This is a genomic window from Hymenobacter sp. DG01 (assembly GCF_006352025.1).
GTDB lineage: Bacteria > Bacteroidota > Bacteroidia > Cytophagales > Hymenobacteraceae > Hymenobacter.
Window position 1 is genome coordinate 66,434 of sequence record NZ_CP040937.1, and the last position, 21,182, is coordinate 87,615.

Annotated in this window: 13 protein-coding genes; 7 read left to right on the forward strand and 6 right to left on the reverse strand. The window is 55.8% G+C overall.

Going from position 1 to position 21,182, the window contains the following annotated elements; translation table 11 throughout:
* Window positions 1-302: 302 nt before the first annotated feature.
* The 4 genes from FGZ14_RS20525 to FGZ14_RS22280 form a co-directional block, all read right to left on the reverse strand.
* Window positions 303-1,229: a toxin-antitoxin system YwqK family antitoxin gene (locus FGZ14_RS20525; protein WP_139926211.1), complete on the reverse strand. Its 927-nt coding sequence runs from the start codon at window positions 1,227-1,229 to the stop codon at window positions 303-305.
* Window positions 1,230-1,468: 239 nt separating this feature from the next.
* Window positions 1,469-3,082 (reverse strand): PAS domain-containing protein, encoded by a 1,614-nt coding sequence (locus FGZ14_RS20530; RefSeq protein WP_139926213.1) that lies wholly within the window; start codon window positions 3,080-3,082, stop codon window positions 1,469-1,471.
* A 172-nt stretch (window positions 3,083-3,254) separates the two neighbouring features.
* Window positions 3,255-5,504, reverse strand: coding sequence for a TonB-dependent receptor domain-containing protein (locus FGZ14_RS20535; RefSeq protein ID WP_180754656.1), 2,250 nt, complete (start codon window positions 5,502-5,504; stop codon window positions 3,255-3,257).
* A 472-nt stretch (window positions 5,505-5,976) separates the two neighbouring features.
* A complete protein-coding gene (locus FGZ14_RS22280; RefSeq protein ID WP_219601202.1) occupies window positions 5,977-6,705 on the reverse strand; it encodes a DUF6122 family protein in 729 nt (242 codons plus the stop codon).
* A 725-nt stretch (window positions 6,706-7,430) separates the two neighbouring features.
* On the opposite strand from FGZ14_RS22280, the gene FGZ14_RS20545 reads away from it, so the two are divergent.
* The 4 genes from FGZ14_RS20545 (at window position 7,431) to FGZ14_RS20560 (ending at window position 14,489) form a co-directional block, all read left to right on the forward strand.
* The gene (locus FGZ14_RS20545) at window positions 7,431-8,528 is read left to right on the forward strand and encodes an AAA family ATPase (RefSeq protein ID WP_044019251.1); all 1,098 of its coding nucleotides are present in this window, start codon (window positions 7,431-7,433) and stop codon (window positions 8,526-8,528) included.
* 2 nt (window positions 8,529-8,530) lie between these two features.
* Window positions 8,531-10,915, forward strand: coding sequence for a S8 family peptidase (locus FGZ14_RS20550; protein WP_044019252.1), 2,385 nt, complete (start codon window positions 8,531-8,533; stop codon window positions 10,913-10,915).
* A gap of 96 nt (window positions 10,916-11,011) precedes the next feature.
* Window positions 11,012-12,196, forward strand: a complete 1,185-nt coding sequence (locus FGZ14_RS20555) for a hypothetical protein (RefSeq protein WP_052381925.1) — start codon at window positions 11,012-11,014, stop codon at window positions 12,194-12,196.
* Entirely contained in the window at window positions 12,177-14,489 is a 2,313-nt protein-coding gene (locus FGZ14_RS20560) for a ThiF family adenylyltransferase (protein WP_044019253.1), read from the forward strand. The genes FGZ14_RS20555 and FGZ14_RS20560 overlap by 20 nt, the downstream gene beginning before the upstream one ends.
* A 61-nt stretch (window positions 14,490-14,550) precedes the next feature.
* On the opposite strand, the gene FGZ14_RS20565 is transcribed toward FGZ14_RS20560, so the two are convergent.
* The gene (locus tag FGZ14_RS20565) at window positions 14,551-15,084 is read right to left on the reverse strand and encodes a hypothetical protein (RefSeq protein WP_044019254.1); all 534 of its coding nucleotides are present in this window, start codon (window positions 15,082-15,084) and stop codon (window positions 14,551-14,553) included.
* An 89-nt stretch (window positions 15,085-15,173) separates the two neighbouring features.
* Window positions 15,174-16,217, reverse strand: a complete 1,044-nt coding sequence (locus FGZ14_RS20570; RefSeq protein ID WP_044019255.1) for a DUF2235 domain-containing protein — start codon at window positions 16,215-16,217, stop codon at window positions 15,174-15,176.
* Between the two features lie 399 nt (window positions 16,218-16,616).
* Here FGZ14_RS20570 and FGZ14_RS20575 point away from each other — a divergent pair, with 399 nt between their 5' ends.
* From FGZ14_RS20575 to FGZ14_RS20585, 3 genes are all read left to right on the forward strand, one after another.
* On the forward strand, window positions 16,617-18,488 hold the full coding sequence (locus FGZ14_RS20575) for a hypothetical protein (RefSeq protein ID WP_125433358.1): 1,872 nt from the start codon (window positions 16,617-16,619) through the stop codon (window positions 18,486-18,488).
* Window positions 18,489-18,538: 50 nt separating this feature from the next.
* Window positions 18,539-20,044 (forward strand): hypothetical protein, encoded by a 1,506-nt coding sequence (locus FGZ14_RS20580; RefSeq protein ID WP_044019256.1) that lies wholly within the window; start codon window positions 18,539-18,541, stop codon window positions 20,042-20,044.
* Window positions 20,045-20,151: 107 nt separating this feature from the next.
* Window positions 20,152-21,165 carry a ComEC/Rec2 family competence protein gene (locus tag FGZ14_RS20585; protein WP_052381927.1) on the forward strand — a complete coding sequence of 338 codons (1,014 nt, stop codon included), beginning with the start codon at window positions 20,152-20,154 and terminating at the stop codon, window positions 21,163-21,165.
* The last annotated feature ends 17 nt before the right edge of the window (window positions 21,166-21,182 follow it).

Here is a 21,182-nt window from a genome sequence, read left to right on the forward strand (position 1 = left end):
AGGCTTCCTTTTCCGCGTACTCTCCTTACTATTGACCCTTCCCTATATGAAGATCAAACAGCTTGAAAATGTATTGTGTAGGCTGGCTGCACGGGAGGCCAACGTATCAAGGGCAGAGATAACCAATGGTTGGCAGCAGTTGGAGCCCCGCCTCGATGCACTGCAACTATCTACTCAGAATGGTGAGCAGGTAACTCAACACTACGTGGACCGCCCGGGGCCGCACGGCAGTCTGTCGAGTAAGGAAAAAACCGGTGCTGGTACCCCCTTACCCACTGAATGCAGGCAAGGGGTGGAAACCTTTATTGACAGGACTGTAGCAGTGCCGTTACGCTGAGCGTAGCAGTAGCATCGGTGGTATAGTTGTCATTGTTCACGCACACGTAGAGGCGACGGGTACCGGCCGGCAACGCAAGGGGGCGGGTTTCCTGGGGGGTATTTTCTGCTGCCCGAAAGCACACTTTGTCCCGGGTAATGGTGCCCTTGGTAGCGAGAAACTGCTGAGCCGCGCGCTCGTCGGGGGTAATGTACCAGTGGCACTTGGTGCTAACCGTGGGTGGAGCATTGTTGCCTTGCTTGGTCAGGGCCGTGGCCGCGGTGCTCAACAGGGCGGGGGCCGCGGTTCCTCCACTGCCGGCTACGGCTGCCACCGCCAGTGCCGTTGACCAGGAAATAGGAGGCTGGCCTTCGTCGCGCACGTCCAGCTTATAGATAATGCCGACCGTGCCGACCGGCAGATCTACCGTGAATACTTTCCGGCTGGTGTGCATGCAGTTGCTGCAGTGGATGGAAGCTGTGCTCAGGGGCAGCGCGTCCTGCAGCACGGATGTACACTTGATTTCGCGGCCGTCCTCATGCCAACTGCGAAAATCAGCTTGTTGTAGGCCATTCACGTACGTTCCGCGGAAACTCATCTGGCCGTTTTCGTGCCAGCCGCAGCACAGCCCGGTGGGCTTGTCCGGGGCTTCACTGGCCATTTTTCCTTCCCACTGCTTTTTCCAGGAAGGATAGAAGTAGTCGCGCACGGTGCCCACCGTTTTGCCGGCAGCATCATGGCGGGCAATCCGAGCATAGGAAACCTCTTCCAGGGTCTCGGTGCGCTCCCAATCACGGTCAAAATACACGGTGTCGGCCGGCGGTAAGCTGACAGCTGCCGGCTTGGGCCGCTGGGCCAGCCCGGGCAGGCAAATGAAACAGAAGAAGGCGTGTAGAAAGTAACGTTTTGCCATACAGGAATTGGAGGTAGAACAAGCCGGAATGCGATGGGTAAATATGGTTATAATTAAAAGTTCGGTCCGAAATTCGCCCTTGGCAATTGTTCGCATCCCTGCTTACGCCCCCTTAGATACGCCTTTCTCTCAGATGGATAATCCAGCTTAGAAACGGTGAGTCACTTAAATCGAGACCAATCTTGAGGCCATAATTTAAGTGACTCACCTAGCGCGCAGAGATACAAGATAGGCGCACGCTAGGCACGGAACGTCACGGTGAACGTGGTACCCACGCCGGGCTCGCTGCTTACGTTAATGGCGGCACCCCCATTCTCAATCAAGCGCTTAATCATGTAGAGGCCGACGCCTGCCCCTTCGACGTGGGTGTGCAGGCGTTGAAATACCTGGAATAAGCGCCCTTGCTGCGTCTGGTCCAACCCAAGGCCATTATCTTGCACGGCCAGCGTTACCGCGCCGGCTTGCTGCTCGGCCCGCACCCGGACCTGGGCCGGCCGCTCCGGCGCGTGGTATTTCACGGCGTTGCTAAGCAAGTTGTAGGCAATGGAGCGCAGGTTGGCCGGGATGAAAGTGACCCGTAGGTCGGCCGGTACGTGCACGTGCACAGTGGCCCCGGCCGCCTGGATCTCGGTGGCCAGGTCGTGGCAGACCGACGTCAGCAGGGGCTCCAACGCCACCGATTCGGTCGGGCCATCCTGGCTCTGCTGCAAGCGCACCAGATCGGTGAGCTGGGTAATGGTGAAGCGGAAGCGGCCGACCGTGTCCTGCAGCATACGCAGCAGCTCCGCCACCGCTTCCGTATGTTGCACCTCGTCCGGCAACGCCTCGTGCAGGGCCAGCAACAGGCCCTCAATGTTGATAATCGGCGCTTTAAGGTCGTGCGAGGCCGTGTAGACAAAAGTGTCCAGGTCCGCGTTGGTGCGCCGCAGCTCGTCGTTGCTGGCGCGTAATTCCAGGGTGCGTTCCTGCACGCGGGTTTCCAACTCCTGGTTGAACTGTTCGACTTGCTGGCGGGCGCGCACCTGCTGGCTCACGTCGTACGTGAAGTCCAGTACGCCATCAATGTGGCCTTGCACGTCGCGCAGCGGGTGCAGGGAGATGTTAAGAAAGACCTGCACTGGTTGCCCGTTGCCGTGAAAGTCAAACCAGCCTTCCATTTCGTGCAGGTAAACGGGCTTCCCGGTCCTATACACTTGGTCAAACAAGGCGACTACTCCCATTTCAATGGACTCTGGGATTCCCTCGCGAAACGGCTTTCCTAGGAAGGAGCGGTGCGGAAACAGGCTCTGGTAGGCGGGGTTGACGAACTGGTAGATGTGGTCCGGCCCCTGGTAGACGGCAATGTAGGCGGGCATCTGCGTGAGCACCTCGCGAAAGCGTTGGCGCTGCTGCTCGGCCACGGCATGGGCCACTTGCTCGGCGGCCACGCTCTCCCGCAGCTGCCGTTCGGCCTGATGGCTGGCAGTGATGTCTTGCACGGATTGCAGGATGAACTGCACTTCCCCCTGCGCATCGAGCACGGGCGTATGGCGCGGCTGCCAGTGGCGCTCAACAAATCGGCCCGACTGCGTGCGGTCAGGCACATCGTAGTGCTGCGGCGCCATTTCGTGCGGCCGTTTGGTGGTCAGCACCTGCTGCAGGGAGGCGCGCACGTTCGCCACGGCGTTGGCCTCGGGTGTGTTGGGGTTGTCAGGAAAAGCCTCGAAAATATATTGCCCCACAATCACATCCCGCTGGGTCAGGGTAGCGGCCAAGTAGTCGTCGCTGGCACCCAGTATCACCCAGCCCGAGGATAGCAACAGGGTCGCGCCGGGCTGGGCGTTAAAGACAGACAGCAAGTCGAGAGGACGCATCAAGGCAGCAGTGGGGGCGGGGTCAAAGGTCGGTGTTTACATGCGACTTGTGGACCAAACTTTTAACCAAGGTCAATTATATCGGGCTGCCGACTATCCACGGCTCCGACCTATGCAGAAAAGGGGGTGCTCAACAGAGCACCCCCTTTTGCGGGAATTGGTAGAACGCTGTTTAAAGCGTGAGGCTCAGCCCCGCAAACCAGGTGCGGCCGTCGGCGGGCAGGATGCCGGGGCCAGGGTAGCCACCCGAGCGCCGGGTAAAGTAGCGCGCGTCGAACACGTTATTCACGCCCCCACTCAGCCGGTAGCGGCTGTCGCGGCCCAGCTTCCAGGTGGCGGAAAGGTCGGTGACCTGATAAGCCGGGATGACGCCGGTCTGGGCAGTAGCCGGGGCAGTTTCCGTGTTGCTGGCATCCGCATACACTTTGGCGACGTGGCTGAACTGCCCGGTAACGGACAAGCCCTTGTGGGCGAAAGTCAGGCCCGTGCGCAGGGTCTGACGCGGGGCATTCTCCACGTAGTTGCCCTTCAGGTTGGTTTCCACGATTTGGGTGCTGGTGCCGGTGCCCGTGAGCGTGGTCACGGGCAGGTTCCCGTAGCGGGCGTCCAGCAGGCTGAGCGCGGCGAACAGATCCAGGTGGGGCAGGTTGACGTTGCTGGTCAGCGAGTGAAGTAGGTCCAACTCGGCATAGGCTTCCAGGCCGTGAGTCTGGGTACGGCCCAGGTTGGTTCGAAACTGCTGGGTCTGGCCAGTCGTGCCACCGGGTACGGGGCGACGGATGATACCGATACGGTCCTCGTAGTTGAGAAAGAAGTAGCCTACGTCGAAACGCAGCCAGGTCCGGAAGCTGCCGCGGTAGCCCACCTCCGCCGTATAGCCGCGGGCATCCTGCAGGTCGGGGTCGATGACATCCGAGGTAGCCGGTGGCACCAAATCACCGAACAGCACGGGACGGAAGGCGCGGGAATAGTTGGCGTACAGATTGGTCGTGGGCGACAGCTGGAATTCGGTGCCCAGACCGTAGAGCAGCACGTTGCGGCGGCTGGCCTGGTCCGCAAGGCGGTTTTCCGTCCCATCGGCCGCCCGGCCCAAGTAGCCGCTGCCGGTATTGCGCAGGTAATCATAGCGCAGCCCAGGGGTAACGCTCAGCCGCGCACCGGCGCGGAGCAGTAACTCGGCAAACGCTGCGGCATTAGTAGTCGTGAAATCAAATTCGTTGGTGAAGCGCCCGTTACCGGTTAATGTCAGGTCAAAATCCGACCCGGTGGTGCCCGTACCACGCTGGCGACGGGAGGTGGTGGCGCGGTAGGCCCGCAGGCCCGAGGCCAGCGTGTGGGTGCGGCCCAGGAAACGGACCTCCTGCGTCAGCCGCAGCTCGGCGCCAAGGTTGCGGTAGTCGTCGCGGTCCACCTGGCGGGCGGCGAACTGCCGGGTGCGGCGGTTTACCGTGTCGGGCGCGGGTAGACCAGCCACGAAGCCTACGCTGTTGCGGGAGGCCACCAGGCCAAAGGTTTTCACGCTCAGGCGGGTCCGCTCGCCGGCCTGGTAGTCCAGCGTCAGCGCCGGAATCAGCCAGGGAGTGCTCAGCCAGTTGCGGGCGCGGGTACTTTGGCGGCTATCCTGAGCAAACTGCGCATCGGTCAGGCCGCCCGGCTGCTGGAGCTTATCGGTCAAATAGCTGACTTCCGCCCCCAGCGTCAAACGCTTGGTCAAGGCTACGTGTACGTTGGCATGCACATCGTCGACGGTGAACTGATTGGAGGGACGCCAGCCGTCACCCTGTCGGTGGCGGTAATACGCATAGTAGTTCACTTTGCCTACCGTGCCGCCTACGGCGTTGTAGGAGTTGAACAGGCCGTTGGAGCCAGCTGTATTGCTGGTTTCCACCTCCACCTTTTTATCCTGGGGACCACGTTTGAGCTCGTAGTTGAGCAGACCACCAAACTGGGGTCCAAACTGCAGGCCGGCCCCGCCGCGCAGCAGCTGAATGCGCTCTACCGCTTCCATCGGCGGATTGTAATAGGCCTCGGGGTAGCCAAAGGCGTCGGCGCTCATGTCGTAGCCGTTCTGCCGGGTGTTGAACTCCCAGCTACGATTAGGGCTCAGGCCCCGGGTAGCAATGTTGATTTGCTGACCGGATCCGTCGTTTTCCCACACCATCAGGCCGGGAACGCGGGCCAGCACCTGCCGCACATTGTTCTGAGCCAGGTTGGCATTCACGTCGCGCGGCCTGATAAGCTCGTTGCGGCGGCCGGCCGTGAGCGTGGTGCCCTCAACGGGAGCGGCGAAATGGGGAGCCGTGCCGGTAACGGTGACCTCGCTCAGCTTCTGGTGATGCGTAGTGTCGGGCGCCGGCAGCCGCTGGGCCAACCCGGGCTGGGAAATAATAGAAAAAGCAAAGCTGGTCAGTAGGCCAGCCATGGTCGGGTAAAAAGAACAGCTCATTAGGAGACTTCAGGTGGAATAGTGGCACAAAGGTATATTTGTTTAGAAAGATTATAAATAACACTAATCACCCTGGTTACTTACATAATTTCCAGCCATGAGGGGTAATCTTTCGCCCGGGAAGGCCTCGGGCACTGCGGGGCGCGCTACATGGCCCGGATGAATGGGTAGCTTAGGCAAACGGCAGCACCAGATCCGTGCGTATGGCCGGGGGAAAGCGCGACTGCGTCGCATCCTCTGCCTACAAGCCTCGCCAGTACAGTAGTGGGGACGCAGCCGCCCGCCCGGTACTTCTCATTAACGAAAGCCAAAGCCGACGCCTAACGCTACGAAAGCGGCCGGCATGAGGCCCCAAGCTATCATCATGGTCGTTGCCACAAAGAAGGGCAGGGCGCGGATCAAGCCTTCAGAAGACTTTTGGGAATGCAACAGGCTCCTTTCTGCCTATTCACTTACCCTTCTCACGGGCTAGGAGCCGCTTTACCCAGCTGCGCAAGGCATAGATACGGGAGTTGAGGTAGCACGCGCGGCAGTGGCTGAAGATCCACAAGCAATCCACCGTATCCGTGAACAGGTGGAACAGCAGGCCTACGGCGGCAATCCGCGTGACTGGTAGCAGGAGCAGCAGCGTATACACCGGGATGGCATAAAAAGAGTGGAGCGGGTGATACCCGATGCTGCAGCGCAAGGGGTCGAAGATAGGCTTGGCCAGCAGGTGGTCCAGGTCCATGATCATGGTGGCAAGCATGATCAGGTAGGCGGTTTGCCACACCGCGGGAAAGAAAACAAGCGCCAACACAGCCGGAAAAAGAAAGTGCAGCCCATAATGCACCAACGTTTGGACGCTGAAGAACTTGGGGGAGGCGTACTGCCGGGGCCTGCGCGAAACCAAGGGCTGAGTGGTGCCACTTACCGTGTCCCTAATCGTTGGCTTGGGCTGAAAGCTACCCAGCCGATTCGGCTGCCCCCTTTTTTTCGAAGAAGGGTGGGCCGAAGTGTTTGTGGTCGCAGGCTGGACTTCAGGCTGTACCCGCTTCTGCGGCGCAGAGGGGAGCTCAGGAGCTAGGAGGGAGTTCGCCGTGTCGCAGTGCTGTACCGGCCGCGGGGAGTGGTACCCGGCAGTAGCCGCAAACTTGGGGGGCAGAGCGGATGACCGGCAACCAGCAAGCGCCAACATCAGGCCGGCGGCGCTATAGCGAATGAAGCTGAAAACAGGCAAGAGAAGCTAGGAAACGTGTTGGGGACGAGTAAACAGGCTTATCCCGAGCAACCATCCTGCGGGCGGCCTCGTGGCTCGGCACCATCGAAGCAGCATAGTTGAAGTTGGAATCATCCGTTTTGAGCGGGGCATCCAATGTCGTTACCCTGCTTGCTACGATGCCTATGTCCTTACCGGGCTTAAAATACCCAGGTCGTGAACAGATTGCTGCTATCCCCTCCAGGCAAGAACGGCAACACAGAGTCGGCTATTCGGTGGGAATGACTAGGTGAGCTTACGCACTTCGCCCGTGCATCGTGTGGCCGATTTACTTGCATAATTTCCAGGTCCTGAACTGCCTCGAGGCAGCGTGGCGGTTTAAAAAAATCATTCGGCCAAACTGAGAAGTATACACGAACAGGAAAGGCGGTGATTAAGCACTGCACTCCTCTCACGGATGGGGTATAATTCACCGTTGCTCGATAGATAGGCCTGCAAACAGTGCTCTTCGTTTGCCAGCCGGTCAGGCAACGGGTTGTCGAAGGTGGCAATGCCCCGAGCAATACGGGCAACACTAGGAGCAGGCTACCATGGGCCTCCGTTCATAGCATGGGGTGTTGCCAGAAACATATTTTATATTTTTAGAAACGATTTTCAATATTTCAGAAACGATTTTCGTATATTTGAGTACGTATAAAGCACTCATGTTCACAGAAATCATAAAAATCATTGAAGGCGGCCTCAACAAGGATTCGCAGAAGGTGCTTAGTTACGCCACGCTGCTAGCCGAAAACCTCCGCAAAGCCGGTGACACGAAAGCGGCTGACCGCATCTTGCGCGCATTGCACAGCAAGCAGGCCCAGCCCGTGTACCTCGACCAGCTTTTGACTGCTCCGGTTGATCAGGAGACCCGCATGAATATTGCTGACCTGGTGATGCCCCAGCCAGGGTTGGAGCTGCCAGTTATTCTTTCTGATAACCTGCGCCATAAGCTCGACGGCTTTGTGAATCGATTGCAGCATCGTTCTGAACTCCAGGCCGCGGGCGTAGCTCCGCAGGCTTCTCTCTTACTCTACGGCCCCCCCGGCGGCGGCAAGACCACCATTGCCCATTACATCGCTCAGCAAATGCACCTCCCGCTGGTGGTGGCTCGGCTCGACTCGCTGGTTTCCTCGCTGCTGGGTAACACGGCCAAGAACATCCGCAAAATTTTCGAATTCGCCAGTCGCCAGCCCTGCATCCTGTTTTTGGATGAGTTTGATGCCATCGCCAAGGCCCGGGACGACCAGCACGAGCTCGGGGAACTGAAGCGGGTGGTCAACAGCTTGCTGCAAAACATTGATGAGTTTGTGGAATCCAACATCCTGATCGCGGCCACCAACCATCAGGAATTGCTGGATAAGGCCATTTGGCGCCGGTTTAACAGCATCATCGACGTGTCCCTGCCCCAGCCGACCGACATTCAGCGTCTGCTACAGCTATTTCTGAAGTCCGTGGAGTTGGGATTTGACCTGGACAGCAAAAAAGGGGAGGCCCTGGCCGAACTGCTACAGGGCAACAGCCCGGCCGACATCAAGTCCATCTGTCAGAATGCCATTGCTCAGAACGTGCTGGCCAAAAAGCCAAAGCTGGAGTACGAACACCTGCTGCTGCAATTCTACTACTACAAGCACCATGAAGCAGCCTCTCAGGAAGCCCTGCTCGGCTTTTTGAGTGCCCATGGGGTATCACAGGCCGCTATTGCGGAGTTACTCGACATTTCTCTACGCCAGGTGCGCAACTACTTTAATCCGAAAGGCTAGGTATGGAACCCAAGAATCTTCCCATTAAGCTGTTCAGCAAGCGCGGCACCCAGGACGAGCGCAAAACCGAAGCTGGGGGCGGCGGCCCCCAACCCAGCTGGCTATTGCCCGAAGACATACTGGAAGCCCGGGCCACCGAGTTTCGGCAATCATTGGGCGCTACGGCCCAATCTATTGCTGCGCGGCGGCCGGAGCGCAGCTTTATTCCGGCCGTGGTACAGGTAACAGTGCGGGAAGATGCCATGGCCAAGTCACACCGGGGCGAGGTAGGTAAACTCTTCAACCGCAAGGAAGAATACAACTTCATCGGGCTGTCCGAAGACCTGGACTTCCTGGTAAAAGTGGACTCGCCGGAGCACGTGGCCTTCATCGACCATAACCTGGAGCGCCCGCTGGCTTTCTCCATCGGTTTATCCGCCATTGACGAGATTCGACCATTTCAGCCGCGCATTGATTTACCCCAGGATACCTCCACGCCGTTAAAAGTCAAGCTGGTGAATTATCAGGATCGGCAAATGAATGCCCAGGTGGAAAGTGCCTTTGAGCAAACCCTGCGCGAGGGCCAGGTTGCCTACCGTAAAACCCGCTACACTTCCGGGTTGACCGTTTTCAAGCTGGAGCATGTCCGGCCCGATACCCTCGTGACGGTGCAAGAGTTTGAGGCGCTGTATTCGATCGACCCCATGCCGGCTTACCGCATCACGCTCGACGAGCTGAGCAGTGGCCTGGAACTGCCGGTAAAAACCCCGGTGCCGGGACAGGATTACCTGACCGTAGGCGTACTGGATTCTGGCATCGCCCCCATTCCCCACTTGGCCCCGTGGCTGGATTCGCGGCGTTACTCGGCCTACAACGAACCGGAAGTGGACCGTTCCCACGGCACCTTCGTAGCCGGTGTGCTGCTCTACGGCGACGAGCTGGAGCAGCGCAGCTGGGTGGGGGTGGGGGAATTCAAGCTGCTCGATGCCACCGTGTTTCCGCGGCCGGGGCTGGAAATTGATGAGGATGAGTTGCTGGAAAACATTCAGAACGCGGTGCTGGCCCACCCCGACGTGCTGCTGTGGAGCCTGTCCGGCGGGGGCACGATGGAATGCAGCGCCCGGGACTTCTCGGACTTCGGCAAGTCGCTCGACGAGCTGCAGCAGCGCACGGGGGCCCTGATCTGCAAATCGGCGGGCAACTGCACCAACTTCGTTTCAGCTGCCCCCAAGCGACGCATTCCTGTTTCGGCCGATTCCGTGCGCTCCTTAGTGGTGGGCAGTGTAGCGCACAGCCAGGGGCCGGACGACCTGGCGGCCGAAGGCCACGCCTCGCCCTTCTCGCGCTCGGGATTTGGTCCTAACAAGCTCATCAAGCCCGAGCTGGTGCACTACGGGGGGAATGGTGGCGTCACGGCCGGCGGGCGCATGAAACTGACCGGCGTCAACTCCTTTTCCCTCACCGGGGGCGTGGTGCAGCAAGCCGGCACGAGTTTTTCCACCCCCCGGGTGTCAGCGCTGATGGCCGGCCTCTCGCACCGCGTGGCCGGCGACTTCAACCCCCTGCTGCTGAAAGCCCTGGCCATTCACTCGGCTAAATACCACCCGGGCCTGAGCCTGAGTCCGAGCGACCGGTTGCGCGAATTGGGCTTCGGCTTGCCGGGCTCCGTGGACGACATCATCTTCAATTCGCCCCACGAAAGCACGCTGATCCTGCAGGACAACATCGTGCGCGGGGGCTACATTGAGATCCTCGACTTTCCATTTCCCGACGTCTTACTCAACGACGAGGGCCAGTTCTACGGGGAGGTTACGGTCACCTTGGTCACCGACCCGCGCCTGGACGGCAACCAGGGCGCCGAGTACTGCCAGTCCAACATTGACGTGTCTTTCGGCACCTACGACCGGATTCGCCTGCGCGACACGACCAAGCGTACCGTCTCCAACCCCATCGGCAAGCTTAATCCCTACAATCTGCTGCTCTCCAGCAACTACGCCGCCAAGTTCCAGCGCTACATCGACCACCCGTTCACGGCCGAGCGGCAACTGCGCGACGACTTGGGCAAGTACCACCCGATTAAGAAATACGCCATCAACCTGCAGGAAATGACCGAGGCGCACCGGGTACGCGGGCTGACGGCGCCCAAGAAGTGGTACCTCGAGCTCAAGGGCCTGTTTTCGCACGCGGCGGAAGCGGCGGCCGCGGCCGACGGCGAGGTGCTCTCCCAGGAGTTCTGCCTCATTGTGACCATCCGCGATCCCCTGCAGCGCCACGACGTGTATAGTTCCGTCACCCGCAGCCTAACGCTTAACAACTTCCAGCATAACAACATACAGCTGCGCAACGAGGTCAGTTTGAACTTACGCAACACCAGTGGCGGTTCGGCTCCCGAGCCAGCCCCCGAATAAGCCAAGTCAATACCTGCATTACTTAAATGCCCTGGCTAATCCACCAACTCATGTGGAGGCATAGGATTTTTTTCACTGTTCATATTTTTTCTAGTTATGGCAAACGCTACCATAAAATACTACCCCGTCGGCAACGGCGATTGTTCGCTGGTTACTCTTGTTGACGGTACCACGATGCTCGTCGACTGCAACATCCGTGAATCAGCTTCGGGTGACACGGACGATACCAAGTTTGATGTAAAACAGGACTTGCTGGCCTCGCTCAAGCGTAATACAGCGAACAATCCTTTTGTCGATGTGTTCGTGCTCACCCACGGTGACCAAGATCACTGCCGGGGTTTCGCAAAGAACTTCTTCCAAGGTGACCCAGCTACCTATAGCGCCGACGATCGTGAAGCTGGTCGCATTCTTATCGATGAAATTTGGTTTTCGCCAATGGTTGAGGAAGTAAGCACCAACCCAGACGAGGACGTATTCGAAGCCGAGGCCATGCGGCGCGTCAAGCTCCACCGCGACAAAGCTGCGAACCGGGACGAGCCCGGCAATCGAGTGGTCATCATAGGCTACGATGGGCGCGGCAGCTTCAAGGACCTGAACCACTTGCGCCAAACGCCAGGTAATATAGTTACCCGGTTTAACCAGAAGGAACAAACTCTATTCTCAGTATTTTTGCATGCACCCTTTAAAGAGCAGTTATACGACGAAGAAAAGGATAAAAACTTTGCCAGCATTGTGTTCCAGGCTCGGTTTAAACAGCGCGCAACGGACACTGATTTTGCTTGCTTAGCACTATTCGGCGGCGATTCCGACCACTGGGCTTGGTGCGTTATCCTGGACAAAACTACCCGACACAAAAATGATGTAACGCATAAGGCCCTGGATTGGGATCTATTTCTTGCGCCTCACCATTGCTCGTGGTCTTACTTCAATGACCGGCCTCAAGCCGACAATCCTACCCCAAAGGCCGAACCTTTAGCCGTACTAGATTATGCCCGAACTGGGGCACGCGTAATCGCGTCCAGCAAAGAAGTGCTGGATGATTCTAGCAACCCACCGCACTACGAGGCCAAGCTGGAATACATCAAGAAAGTGGGCAAAGCCAATTTCCTCAACACGGATACACACAAGAAAAAGGGCAATACTCCCCAGCCCATTGTGTTTGAGGTAACTTCCCAAGGGCCGGTGCCCGCTAAACTGGTAGAAAGCACCGCTACGGTAGCAGGTACGGGGGCGCTGGGGGCGTTGCATAAACCATCAGGCTATGGCGCGGAAGCTATTTAGCCATTTCTTGCGCCGTGACAAGCGTCCCATCACGAATCCCCGGCTGGAAGCCTCGTTGCGTGAGTTGGCAAGTCACTTAGGCGTGGCTGTACTGAAACCGCTGGCTTGGGATAACGACCATATTGGCCTGGCCTTAACCGTAGCGGTTGAATTACCTCCCCGGGGCAACTACGCAGGGATTGACATTCGGGCCCAGGAACCGGTGCTGCTAGTGCTTAGCCGCACCGGTTACCCCACTGCGACGCCGGTGGTATATGCTGACCGACTTGATTTCCCTAAAGACCAACTTGCTCATTTGTACGTGGCAGTGCCGGGTAAACCGCCAGCATTTTGTCTGGTGCGTGGCGACTTCACGGAATGGTATGCTAACCGCCGGCTCCCCGACGTCGTAACCCGCACCCAAAACTGGCTACGCGACGCGGTTACTGGCGAGCTGGCTGTTGACGGGCAGCAGTTTGATCCGCTTCGGTTGGAAGGGTACCAGGGCTCCGTTATTTATCCCTACGACCATCTGGCCCAGGTTGTGTTAACTAGGCCAGCGTCTGGAGTGGCCAATTTTTCCGTAGCTCTGTTTGAGAATACAGCCCCAGTCGGGACTTCTCCCGCTTTTAGGCTTGACAGGTTGGTCACGCCTGAAAATATAGAGGAAATCGTAGAAGAGTTTCTGCGCGGCATGCGGGCAGTGGCCGCCAATTCCTTACAGGCCCGCCGCTACCACGCCGGTTACGTGGTGTGGTCACCTGCAGACACCACCTATTCCGATTACTGCGTGGATTTGCCCCGCAGTTGGCAAAAATTACTGGCCTTTGGTCAATCATTTGGCATTGACTTTGGTCCCTTGGAACGGCACTTAGCCGTGCACGACATCAATTTCTTCCCAGAAGTACCCGTGCTATGTGCCCTGAAAAGGCCCAAACCACTCATTGGATTTACAGCAAATCTGGAGTTTGTCAACTTTTACCTCACGCTGCAAGACACCGACAAGGATCCAACTACAGGTCGCATTATAAACGATCTGCCTGTAAGCTTTCAGGTGCACAATGAGCCCTTAACCCTGCAGAAGGCCCAGGTGGTCTCTGGGGCGGCGGTCGTACCTGTTGGCTCGATCTGGGTGGCAGGTTGCGGGGCCTTAGGTTCGAAAGTGGTGATGCATTTTGCTCGTGGTGGCATTACCGATTTTGTGCTACTGGATCCCGACAAGCTCTCCCCTCATAACCTAGTTCGCCACACTTTATTTGCCCAGCATGAGGGCCTGAACAAAGCACTTGCTTTAGAGCAAGTCATTCGGGAAATGTATAGATATGAAACCGGTTTGGGTCTGATTGCCCTTGCCCGTTCAGCTGATTTCGTGTTAGCGCCCGTCGTGGGGAATGTGCCTGTTACTATCCAACGAGTATTTGACTTCACTGCATCGGAAGCCTTTTTCCATACCCTTTTGGCTAGTCCAATACTTGCTCAGACAGTAATAAGCCGAGGGCTTATTTCGGACCAGGGGCAGCTCGGCATTCTATCCTTGGAGGGGGCCAACCGCAATCCGCGATTGGATGACTTGCAAACTATGCTTTACGCCGAATATGCCCACCGTCCCGCAGTGGCCGCATGGCTGGCGCGGGAAGTGGCTTTAGCTCAAACCGACGGTCCGCTGTTAAGCGTAGGGATAGGCTGTAACTCCGAAACCACAGTCCTAGCCGATGAAACCATCTCGACCCACGCAGCCTATTTCGCCGAAGTGCTCAAGCAAGACGCGGTAGTTAGGGAGCGGCCCGTTCACGGCCAAGTGTTTCTTAGCCGCGTCGCCATCGAAGACGGCTACCCCAGTATTTCCACCGAGCGCTTGGTAGTAGAGCCCATGCATGTGTTCAACGCGGTGAACGACGCGAGTTGGCAGGTGCGCATGACGGCAGCGGTGCTGCAAACTATTAAACAAGAGTTGGCGCTTGCAGCCCCTCACGAAACGGGCGGCGTATTTATTGGAAGGGCTAATTTTAAAACCAAAACCATCCACGTAGTAGGGGTGGTGCCAGCGCCACCCGACAGCCGAGCCAACTCCGTGTGCTTCTTTCGCGGCGTACAGAATCTGCCGGAAACGGTAAACAAGATCAACCAGGCCAGTGGCGGGCAACTCGGCTACATTGGCGAGTGGCATACTCATCCAGTTGGGCCTGAGTGCATGAGCCCAACCGATGCGGCCACGGTGCAACGCTTCCAGCAAGAGTTTGCTGACCTTACAAGCCCCTTACCAGTTTTCTTGCTTATTGCCACGCCCTCTGCCATCCTGCCTTTTGTCTACTGAAACGCGTAGCGGAAACTCCTCACAGGTTATGGACTACCCGCTTGACCCGGTCAAGGCACGATTACTTCATTAGTGGCTTGTTTGTTAGGCGAAGCGTTAGGCCAGAATTAGAGCCCGCCGGCAGTTGGCTGCCCCTTTGGCTGCCATCTATGCTATTTTTCAGGTAGAGGAGCAGTCTTCGAGGATCTTCCAGATTTCCTTCGATCAACTTGGAGGACCTTCGTGGTACCATAGAGGATTTGGCTCGATATACTTCTACTGCGTTTCCTTCCCCAATGGCCCGGTGGCAAATGCCACGCATATAAAAGGCGTTGAATTCTCCTTCCGCAAAAATCAGCGGTGCATTCGCCGGTACTTTCCGTAATACGATTCCATGCTTCTCGTGCGTCTGAAAGCAATTATGCTGTTGCAGTGCTGTGGCCAGTGTTTCTTCATTCCCATCTATCACTGCTTGGCGCAGAAGTTTTGGGTAAAGAGCCTTTCCCTCTTCGGTGAACCGCATGCTAATGTAGAGTTGGCTGGTTTTGATGGCAGCCTCTACTTCGAGCAGCATGTAGTCTCTGGTTTTCTGGTCTAGATTATCGAACTGAAACATATCGTTCCTAAAAAGCGTGGGCCCACTAGCCGGATGTTGTGAGCAAAATGGAATGCTGGATTGAGAGGTATTCCCTACACTGGCGCAGGTTATGAAGCACTAACCGTTAGCCTTTCCAAGGCAGCTGCTACGTTGACGGGCTTGTAATCGGGTAGGGCTCTTATTCGCTGCAGTACACTCTCATCAATTGTTTCATTGCTGCCCTGACCGACACCGATTTCACGCACGTGCGTGCCCAGCAGCCGGTAGAGCCACGTCATGGAATTGCGCAGTTGGTCACCATACCACGGCTTGTAATACGCCAAAAAAGCTTCGTCGACCTCTAGGCCCAAAGCGGTAGCTTTTTCTTTAAGCCAATGCAAAGGAATATTAGCTAACCCATCTTTCTCATAGCCACCTCCTACGTTGGTATGTACGCCAGCGAACCAGCGTTGCTCCAATACCTGTGAGGTTGTTACATGTTCCCACAGCGTTGGTCGAAACGTTTTTCGCTGCTCATCCACTGCCAACGCTTGGTAGGCGTGCTGGATGCAGGGGCTGAGGCTGGAATCGTGGAACATATAACGCCGACGATTGAAAAGATTGAACAGGTTCAACGGCAGGCCCAGGGCTCCTACAGTATCCCACACGCCAACAAAATGGATAGGAATGGGTTGGGCATGGTGCCTTGTTCTAAACGCAGCAATTTGGTGTTGCCACGCTTCCTGTGGGTCCCCTTTGGTGGGCCGCTGCCGATACAGACCGTACGCTTCCGGCACATAGAAGTCCTCCTGCTTGGGTAGCAAACCAATGTGCTGAATCAATCCGGCCAAGCTACGGACCGTGTAAGCCCCCCGGCTAAAGCCGAACAGAAATATCGCATCCCCGGGCTCATAGTTGTAGAGCAAAAACCGGTACGCTTCAACGACGTTTTTAGATAATCCCAGCCCTAAGCCGCCCCCAAGAAACCGGTCCAGTCCCCAATGATTGCCCACGCCCTCGTCGTAATAGGTTACTTGCACGGTGTTATCAGCGGTTAGCGGTTTGATTGACCGCACCATCTTCATCACGTTGGTAGGTTTGCGCTTGCGGTTATCCATGTTTTCGGCCCGATTCCAGGTGCCGTCACAAAGGACAATTAGGCGTTTTGACATGAGATGTAAGATTGGAGCCAGCAAACTTGGAAAAGGCGTGTAGCAAGCTGCAAGTGAAGATTAGTTAAAATTATTGTGCAAAGCTGCATATTACCTTTTCATTGCAGCTGGGTGCCAGTTGGCCACTTTGGCGCTTGGCGCCCTGAGAATATTACTGCCAGCACACTCCAATCACTTCGAATAGCGCTTGGCAATGGCCATATAAACAGCTTTTAATCAATGTCTTTACCAATCCAACATCGCCCGCGCATCGCGGAACCTGGGCACCGAAGTTTACGGGCGTACAGCTTCGATCCTTCGTTGTCTCTGCGCTTGGACACAGTGGCCATAAACCGACTTACCTATCAGGTGGATTGGGAATCTGTGACACCGGGACCGGTGGGTGAGTACCTGGAGGTATTGGACTACGATCCTACCGTGCGACGGTTCTATTTACCGGTCGATCTAAACGACCGGAACTTGCTCGCTCAACACGGGTTAGAGCCCAGCGAAAGCAATCCGCAGTTTCACCAGCAAATGGTGTACGCGGTGGCCATGACAACAATTAAAAATTTTGAAAAGGCTCTTGGCCGTAAAATTCAGTGGTCCCCGCGGCGCACGCTTGATGGCCCCGGGTACGAAGAGTATGTGGCGCAACTGCGCATTTACCCGCACGCGATGCGAGATGCCAATGCGTACTACAGTCCTTTAAAGAAGGCTATTCTTTTCGGGTACTTTTCCTCCACCCCTGCGGATGATACCCAGCAAATGCCCGATTCACTGGTTTTTACCTGTCTGAGCCATGACATCATCGCCCACGAGGTGACGCACGCCATTCTCGACGGCATCTACACGCATTACAACGAGCCAACCAACCCCGATGTGCTAGCTTTTCACGAAGCTTTCGCGGACATCGTAGCCCTGTTTCAGCACTTTACTTTTCCGGAGGTGCTCAAACACCAGATTGCTCGCACGAGGGGTGATTTATCCGCGCAGAACTTACTGGGTGAATTGGCACAACAGTTTGGTACGGCTATCGGCGGCTACGGCAGCTTGCGCGACGCCATTGGACGCCAGGACCCCAATACCCAGCAGTGGCGGCCTTTGGAGCCTAACAGTGACGAATATCGGCAGCAAACCGAGCCGCATGCCCGCGGCAGCATCCTGGTAGCAGCAGTTTTTGAAGCCTTTACCTCGATTTATAAGGTGCGGATCGCGGACCTGTTGCGCATCGCCTCGGGCGGCAGCGGCATCTTAGCCCAGGGCGAACTGCATCCGGATTTGGTCAACCGCCTAGCGGATGAAGCGGCTAAGGCTGCGAATCATGTGCTGGGCATGTGCATCCGGGCACTTGATTATTGTCCGCCCGTAGACATCACTTTCGGTGATTACCTGCGAGCCATCATCACGGCTGACGTTGACTCCGTACGGGACGACCGGTATGAATACAGGCTGGCTTTTATTGATGCTTTCCGTCGACGGGGCATTTATCCGCAGGGCATCAAGACGCTGAGCGTGGAAAGCCTGCGTTTACCCGGAATAGGAACTATTGCGGAGTACAATTCAGATTCAGCTTCTCAGAAGGTGTTGACGAAACTCATCGGACGACTGCGGGAATACGCGATAGGAATCAAGTACGAAAACGACCGGGCTAAGATAGATGCCTTCACCCGAAATTTTATTGGTAAGCTGCGGAAGGAAGAGACGGGAGAAACGGAGGGGATTCACCAGTATATCAGTGAGCAATTTGCCACTTCTAAGGAGTTTACCAGCTTTACCGGAATAGCCTTTGTGTTGGCTGACTCGCTTCACGCAGCTGTCGTCCACCAAACTACCTATTCGTCACGCCCCTCTTTTCAAGTTCAAAACCTGCGGCTAGTCAGCCGATCCGGACCAGATGGTTTACAAATTAACCATGTTGTTTTTTGCCTGGTGCAGCGTAGCGGCGTTGTATTTAGAGAGGGTAAAGTGGTAGGACATTACAATTTGAAAGAAGGCATCCGCACCAATCCGGGCGACACGGAGCAGCGGATGGAGTTCCGCGGGGGCTGCACGCTTATTCTGGATCTGGACACGCTCAGTCTAAAGTACGTGGTGAACCGGCCTTTGCTCAACATGCAGGTGTGGGAGCAATCGGGAGGTGAAATAGCCGTGCTCGACACAACCCGGGCTGAGCGGCAGTACCGCTATACGCGCCAAGGGCAGCACCACCACCACAATGCCTATACCCAGTACTTCGGCCAGCAAGTGCAGCACCTGAGCGAGCCGTTTGCCTTCTTGCACCAACACTAGCCGTCGGCATGGAACATAATAGAAACACTACTGCTCTAGAAGGGGCATCCATGTCGCCAGCCGTGCCCACTACCCGGGTTGACGTGCGCATGTACTGTCTGGGTACAGGCGATTGCTTCGTGCTCAAATTCTTTGCGCAGGAGGAATTGCAATTCACCATGCTGATTGACTGCGGAAGTTGTATGGGCACGCGGGCCGACTTTTTACCCTACATCGAAAACCTAGTTGACTACGTCGAAGGCAAGCTGGACTTGCTGGTCATTACTCACGAACACCAAGACCATGTCAATGGGTTTGACAAGTGCCTAGAGGAGTTTGAGCAACTTGAAATTGGGGAGGCTTGGTTTGCGTGGACTGAGGATCCTGATGACCCACAAGGACGGGCCCAAGACCTGCTCCAGAAAAGACAAAAAATGCGCCTGGGTCTCCGAAATGCCATCACCCAGCTGCATACGAACAGAGGTGCCATTCACGCCGAGCAAACCAATCTGAAAGCCAATGAGCAGGCACTGTTGGCTCTAGATGCTTTTCTTGATGGGATGGACACGCTCGGAGCCGTGAATTTAGACGAAGCGCTGCCTGCTGCGGGGGGCCTGGCCGGGATGCGAAAAATCAAGCAACTGCTGAAAAACAAGCAAGTGCGTACCCGCTACCTACTGCCCGGAGCTTCGCTTCCCATGCCCCAGGTGCCTGGCGTCCGGTTTCATGTATTGGGCCCGCCACTAGACAAGGCGCATATTTTTGCCGATGGCAAAGAGGGCCGCGATACGCACCCTCGCCACACCACTCCAGGGGAAGGTATTCTGGCGATGAACAGCTTTCTTACTATTGATGGAGATATCTCTCCAGGCGACCTACCATTCTCGGATAAGTATGCTGTGGGGGCTCAGGGACTCGTCCAATCGGAACTCGATCACTCACCCGCCGAGAGCGCAGTGTACTTGAGCCAGGCCCGAGACTTGTTTGACCGTTACGCGGCCTTCGACAATAAGTGGCGGGATATTGAGCAGGAATGGCTATACACGGCTGGTTCATTGGCCATTCGACTGGACTCTCACATCAACAACACCAGTTTGGCCTTGGCCATTGAGATCGGAACAGGTGGCCCCGTACTGCTGTTGCCCGGTGATGCTGAGTACGCCAACTGGGAGAGCTGGCACCTGATTGAGAAATGGAATGGCACAGGCCCCAATCCTAAACATTTCGTGACGGACTTACTGAGCCGTACCGTTTTTTACAAGGTCTCACACCATCTAAGCTTCAACGGCACTCCATTGGACAAAGGCATTCAGTTACTGAACAACCCGGATTTGGCGGTCATGGTCCCCCTGGATCTACGACGTATCTCATCCCGTTGGCGAACTACGATGCCTAATTACCGCTTGCTTCGAGACTTGATGGAACGCAGCCAGGGTAAATGTATTATTATGGACGAAATTGAAATCATTCCGCGCCCCTCCGCGCAATATGATTTGACAACCCTTGGCGAAGCCCGGTATAGAGTCATCACCAAGGATGGTCAAACGCTAGCCAAGCAATACACTGTATTTGTATAGAGAATGGGGGGCTTAGCGTGCAATGTTACCATCCTAAGCAAAAGACTACTTTAGTAAAACTTGAAATAACCTTTTTCTTAAAACAAAGCTCACTTCCCTTTCCTTTCATGGAGATTATCCATTTTCTTAACGTGCTTGAGGGCGATTGTAATATAATACAGCACAACTCAGGTCGAACTACAGTAATTGATGTCAGCAATGCTTATAATCTGGTGGATACACCAGAAGAAAAAGCAGTAAAAGCCTCGAAAGAAAGAGAGGAACGGCGTACTCGAACTTCTGTCCCATCCGGAAAAACCAACTACTATCAGAAGCTGAGCCCCGATAACCCCGTTGATTATATAAAAGGGTTAGGTGTTAAGCAGATTTGGCGCTTCATCGTGACTCACCCAGATATGGACCATTTGGATGGTATCCGGGATTTGTACCAGGAGTTCTCAATTCCTAATACGTGGGACACAGACAATGATAAATATTGTGACGAGAACGGCTTTGGCGGAGGCTACAACAAGGAAGACTGGAAATTTTATCAAGAAGTACGTCATGGCCGATATTCGGCCACACGTCGCTTATCCCTGCTAGCCAATCACCAAGCCGATTTTTGGAACCAGGATAACGTTAAAATACTGTGTCCAACCGCAGCGTTGGTTAAAGAAGCGAACGACAAGAAGGATTATAATGAGTCTTCTTACGTGCTGCTATTCACCCCTCCTAAAGCAGGGGGAGGGCATTGGAAAATTCTGTTCGCTGGCGACACGCACGATGCAGCTTGGGACTACATTCTTACCACTTATCAGACTGAAGTAAGCAACGTGGATGTCCTCTTTGCCCCGCATCACGGCCGAGATTCTGGGCGGAACTATGATTTTCTAAAAACATTAAAGCCCAGACTTACGCTTTTGGGTAATGCCAGCAGCAAGCACCTAGCGTATACGAGCTATCCTAAAGTTAGAATCACGAACAATCAAGCAGGCTTCGTAGTGCTGAAAGTGACTGACTCAGGCATTGAGGTATATGTTAAACACTATGACTTTGCTCGAGACTTTCGCCACAAACGCGGCTGGAGTGTTCCTGTATTCTACAATACTTTGAACGCTTGGCACCTGATAACTTTCAGGTAGACAGGCCGCCATTTAAC

Bases quoted from the DNA above. Each gene is read 5' to 3' on its own strand.
- FGZ14_RS20530 (WP_139926213.1), bottom strand. From the start codon at position 3,082: ATGCGTCCTCTCGACTTGCTGTCTGTCTTTAACGCCCAGCCCGGCGCG.
- FGZ14_RS20580 (WP_044019256.1), top strand. From the start codon at position 18,539: ATGTCGCCAGCCGTGCCCACTACCCGGGTTGACGTGCGCATGTACTGT.
- FGZ14_RS20585 (WP_052381927.1), top strand. From the start codon at position 20,152: ATGGAGATTATCCATTTTCTTAACGTGCTTGAGGGCGATTGTAATATA.
- FGZ14_RS22280 (WP_219601202.1), bottom strand. From the start codon at position 6,705: ATGTTGGCGCTTGCTGGTTGCCGGTCATCCGCTCTGCCCCCCAAGTTT.
- FGZ14_RS20535 (WP_180754656.1), bottom strand. From the start codon at position 5,504: ATGGCTGGCCTACTGACCAGCTTTGCTTTTTCTATTATTTCCCAGCCC.
- FGZ14_RS20545 (WP_044019251.1), top strand. From the start codon at position 7,431: ATGTTCACAGAAATCATAAAAATCATTGAAGGCGGCCTCAACAAGGAT.
- FGZ14_RS20560 (WP_044019253.1), top strand. From the start codon at position 12,177: ATGGCGCGGAAGCTATTTAGCCATTTCTTGCGCCGTGACAAGCGTCCC.
- FGZ14_RS20555 (WP_052381925.1), top strand. From the start codon at position 11,012: ATGGCAAACGCTACCATAAAATACTACCCCGTCGGCAACGGCGATTGT.
- FGZ14_RS20525 (WP_139926211.1), bottom strand. From the start codon at position 1,229: ATGGCAAAACGTTACTTTCTACACGCCTTCTTCTGTTTCATTTGCCTG.
- FGZ14_RS20570 (WP_044019255.1), bottom strand. From the start codon at position 16,217: ATGTCAAAACGCCTAATTGTCCTTTGTGACGGCACCTGGAATCGGGCC.
- FGZ14_RS20550 (WP_044019252.1), top strand. From the start codon at position 8,531: ATGGAACCCAAGAATCTTCCCATTAAGCTGTTCAGCAAGCGCGGCACC.
- FGZ14_RS20565 (WP_044019254.1), bottom strand. From the start codon at position 15,084: ATGTTTCAGTTCGATAATCTAGACCAGAAAACCAGAGACTACATGCTG.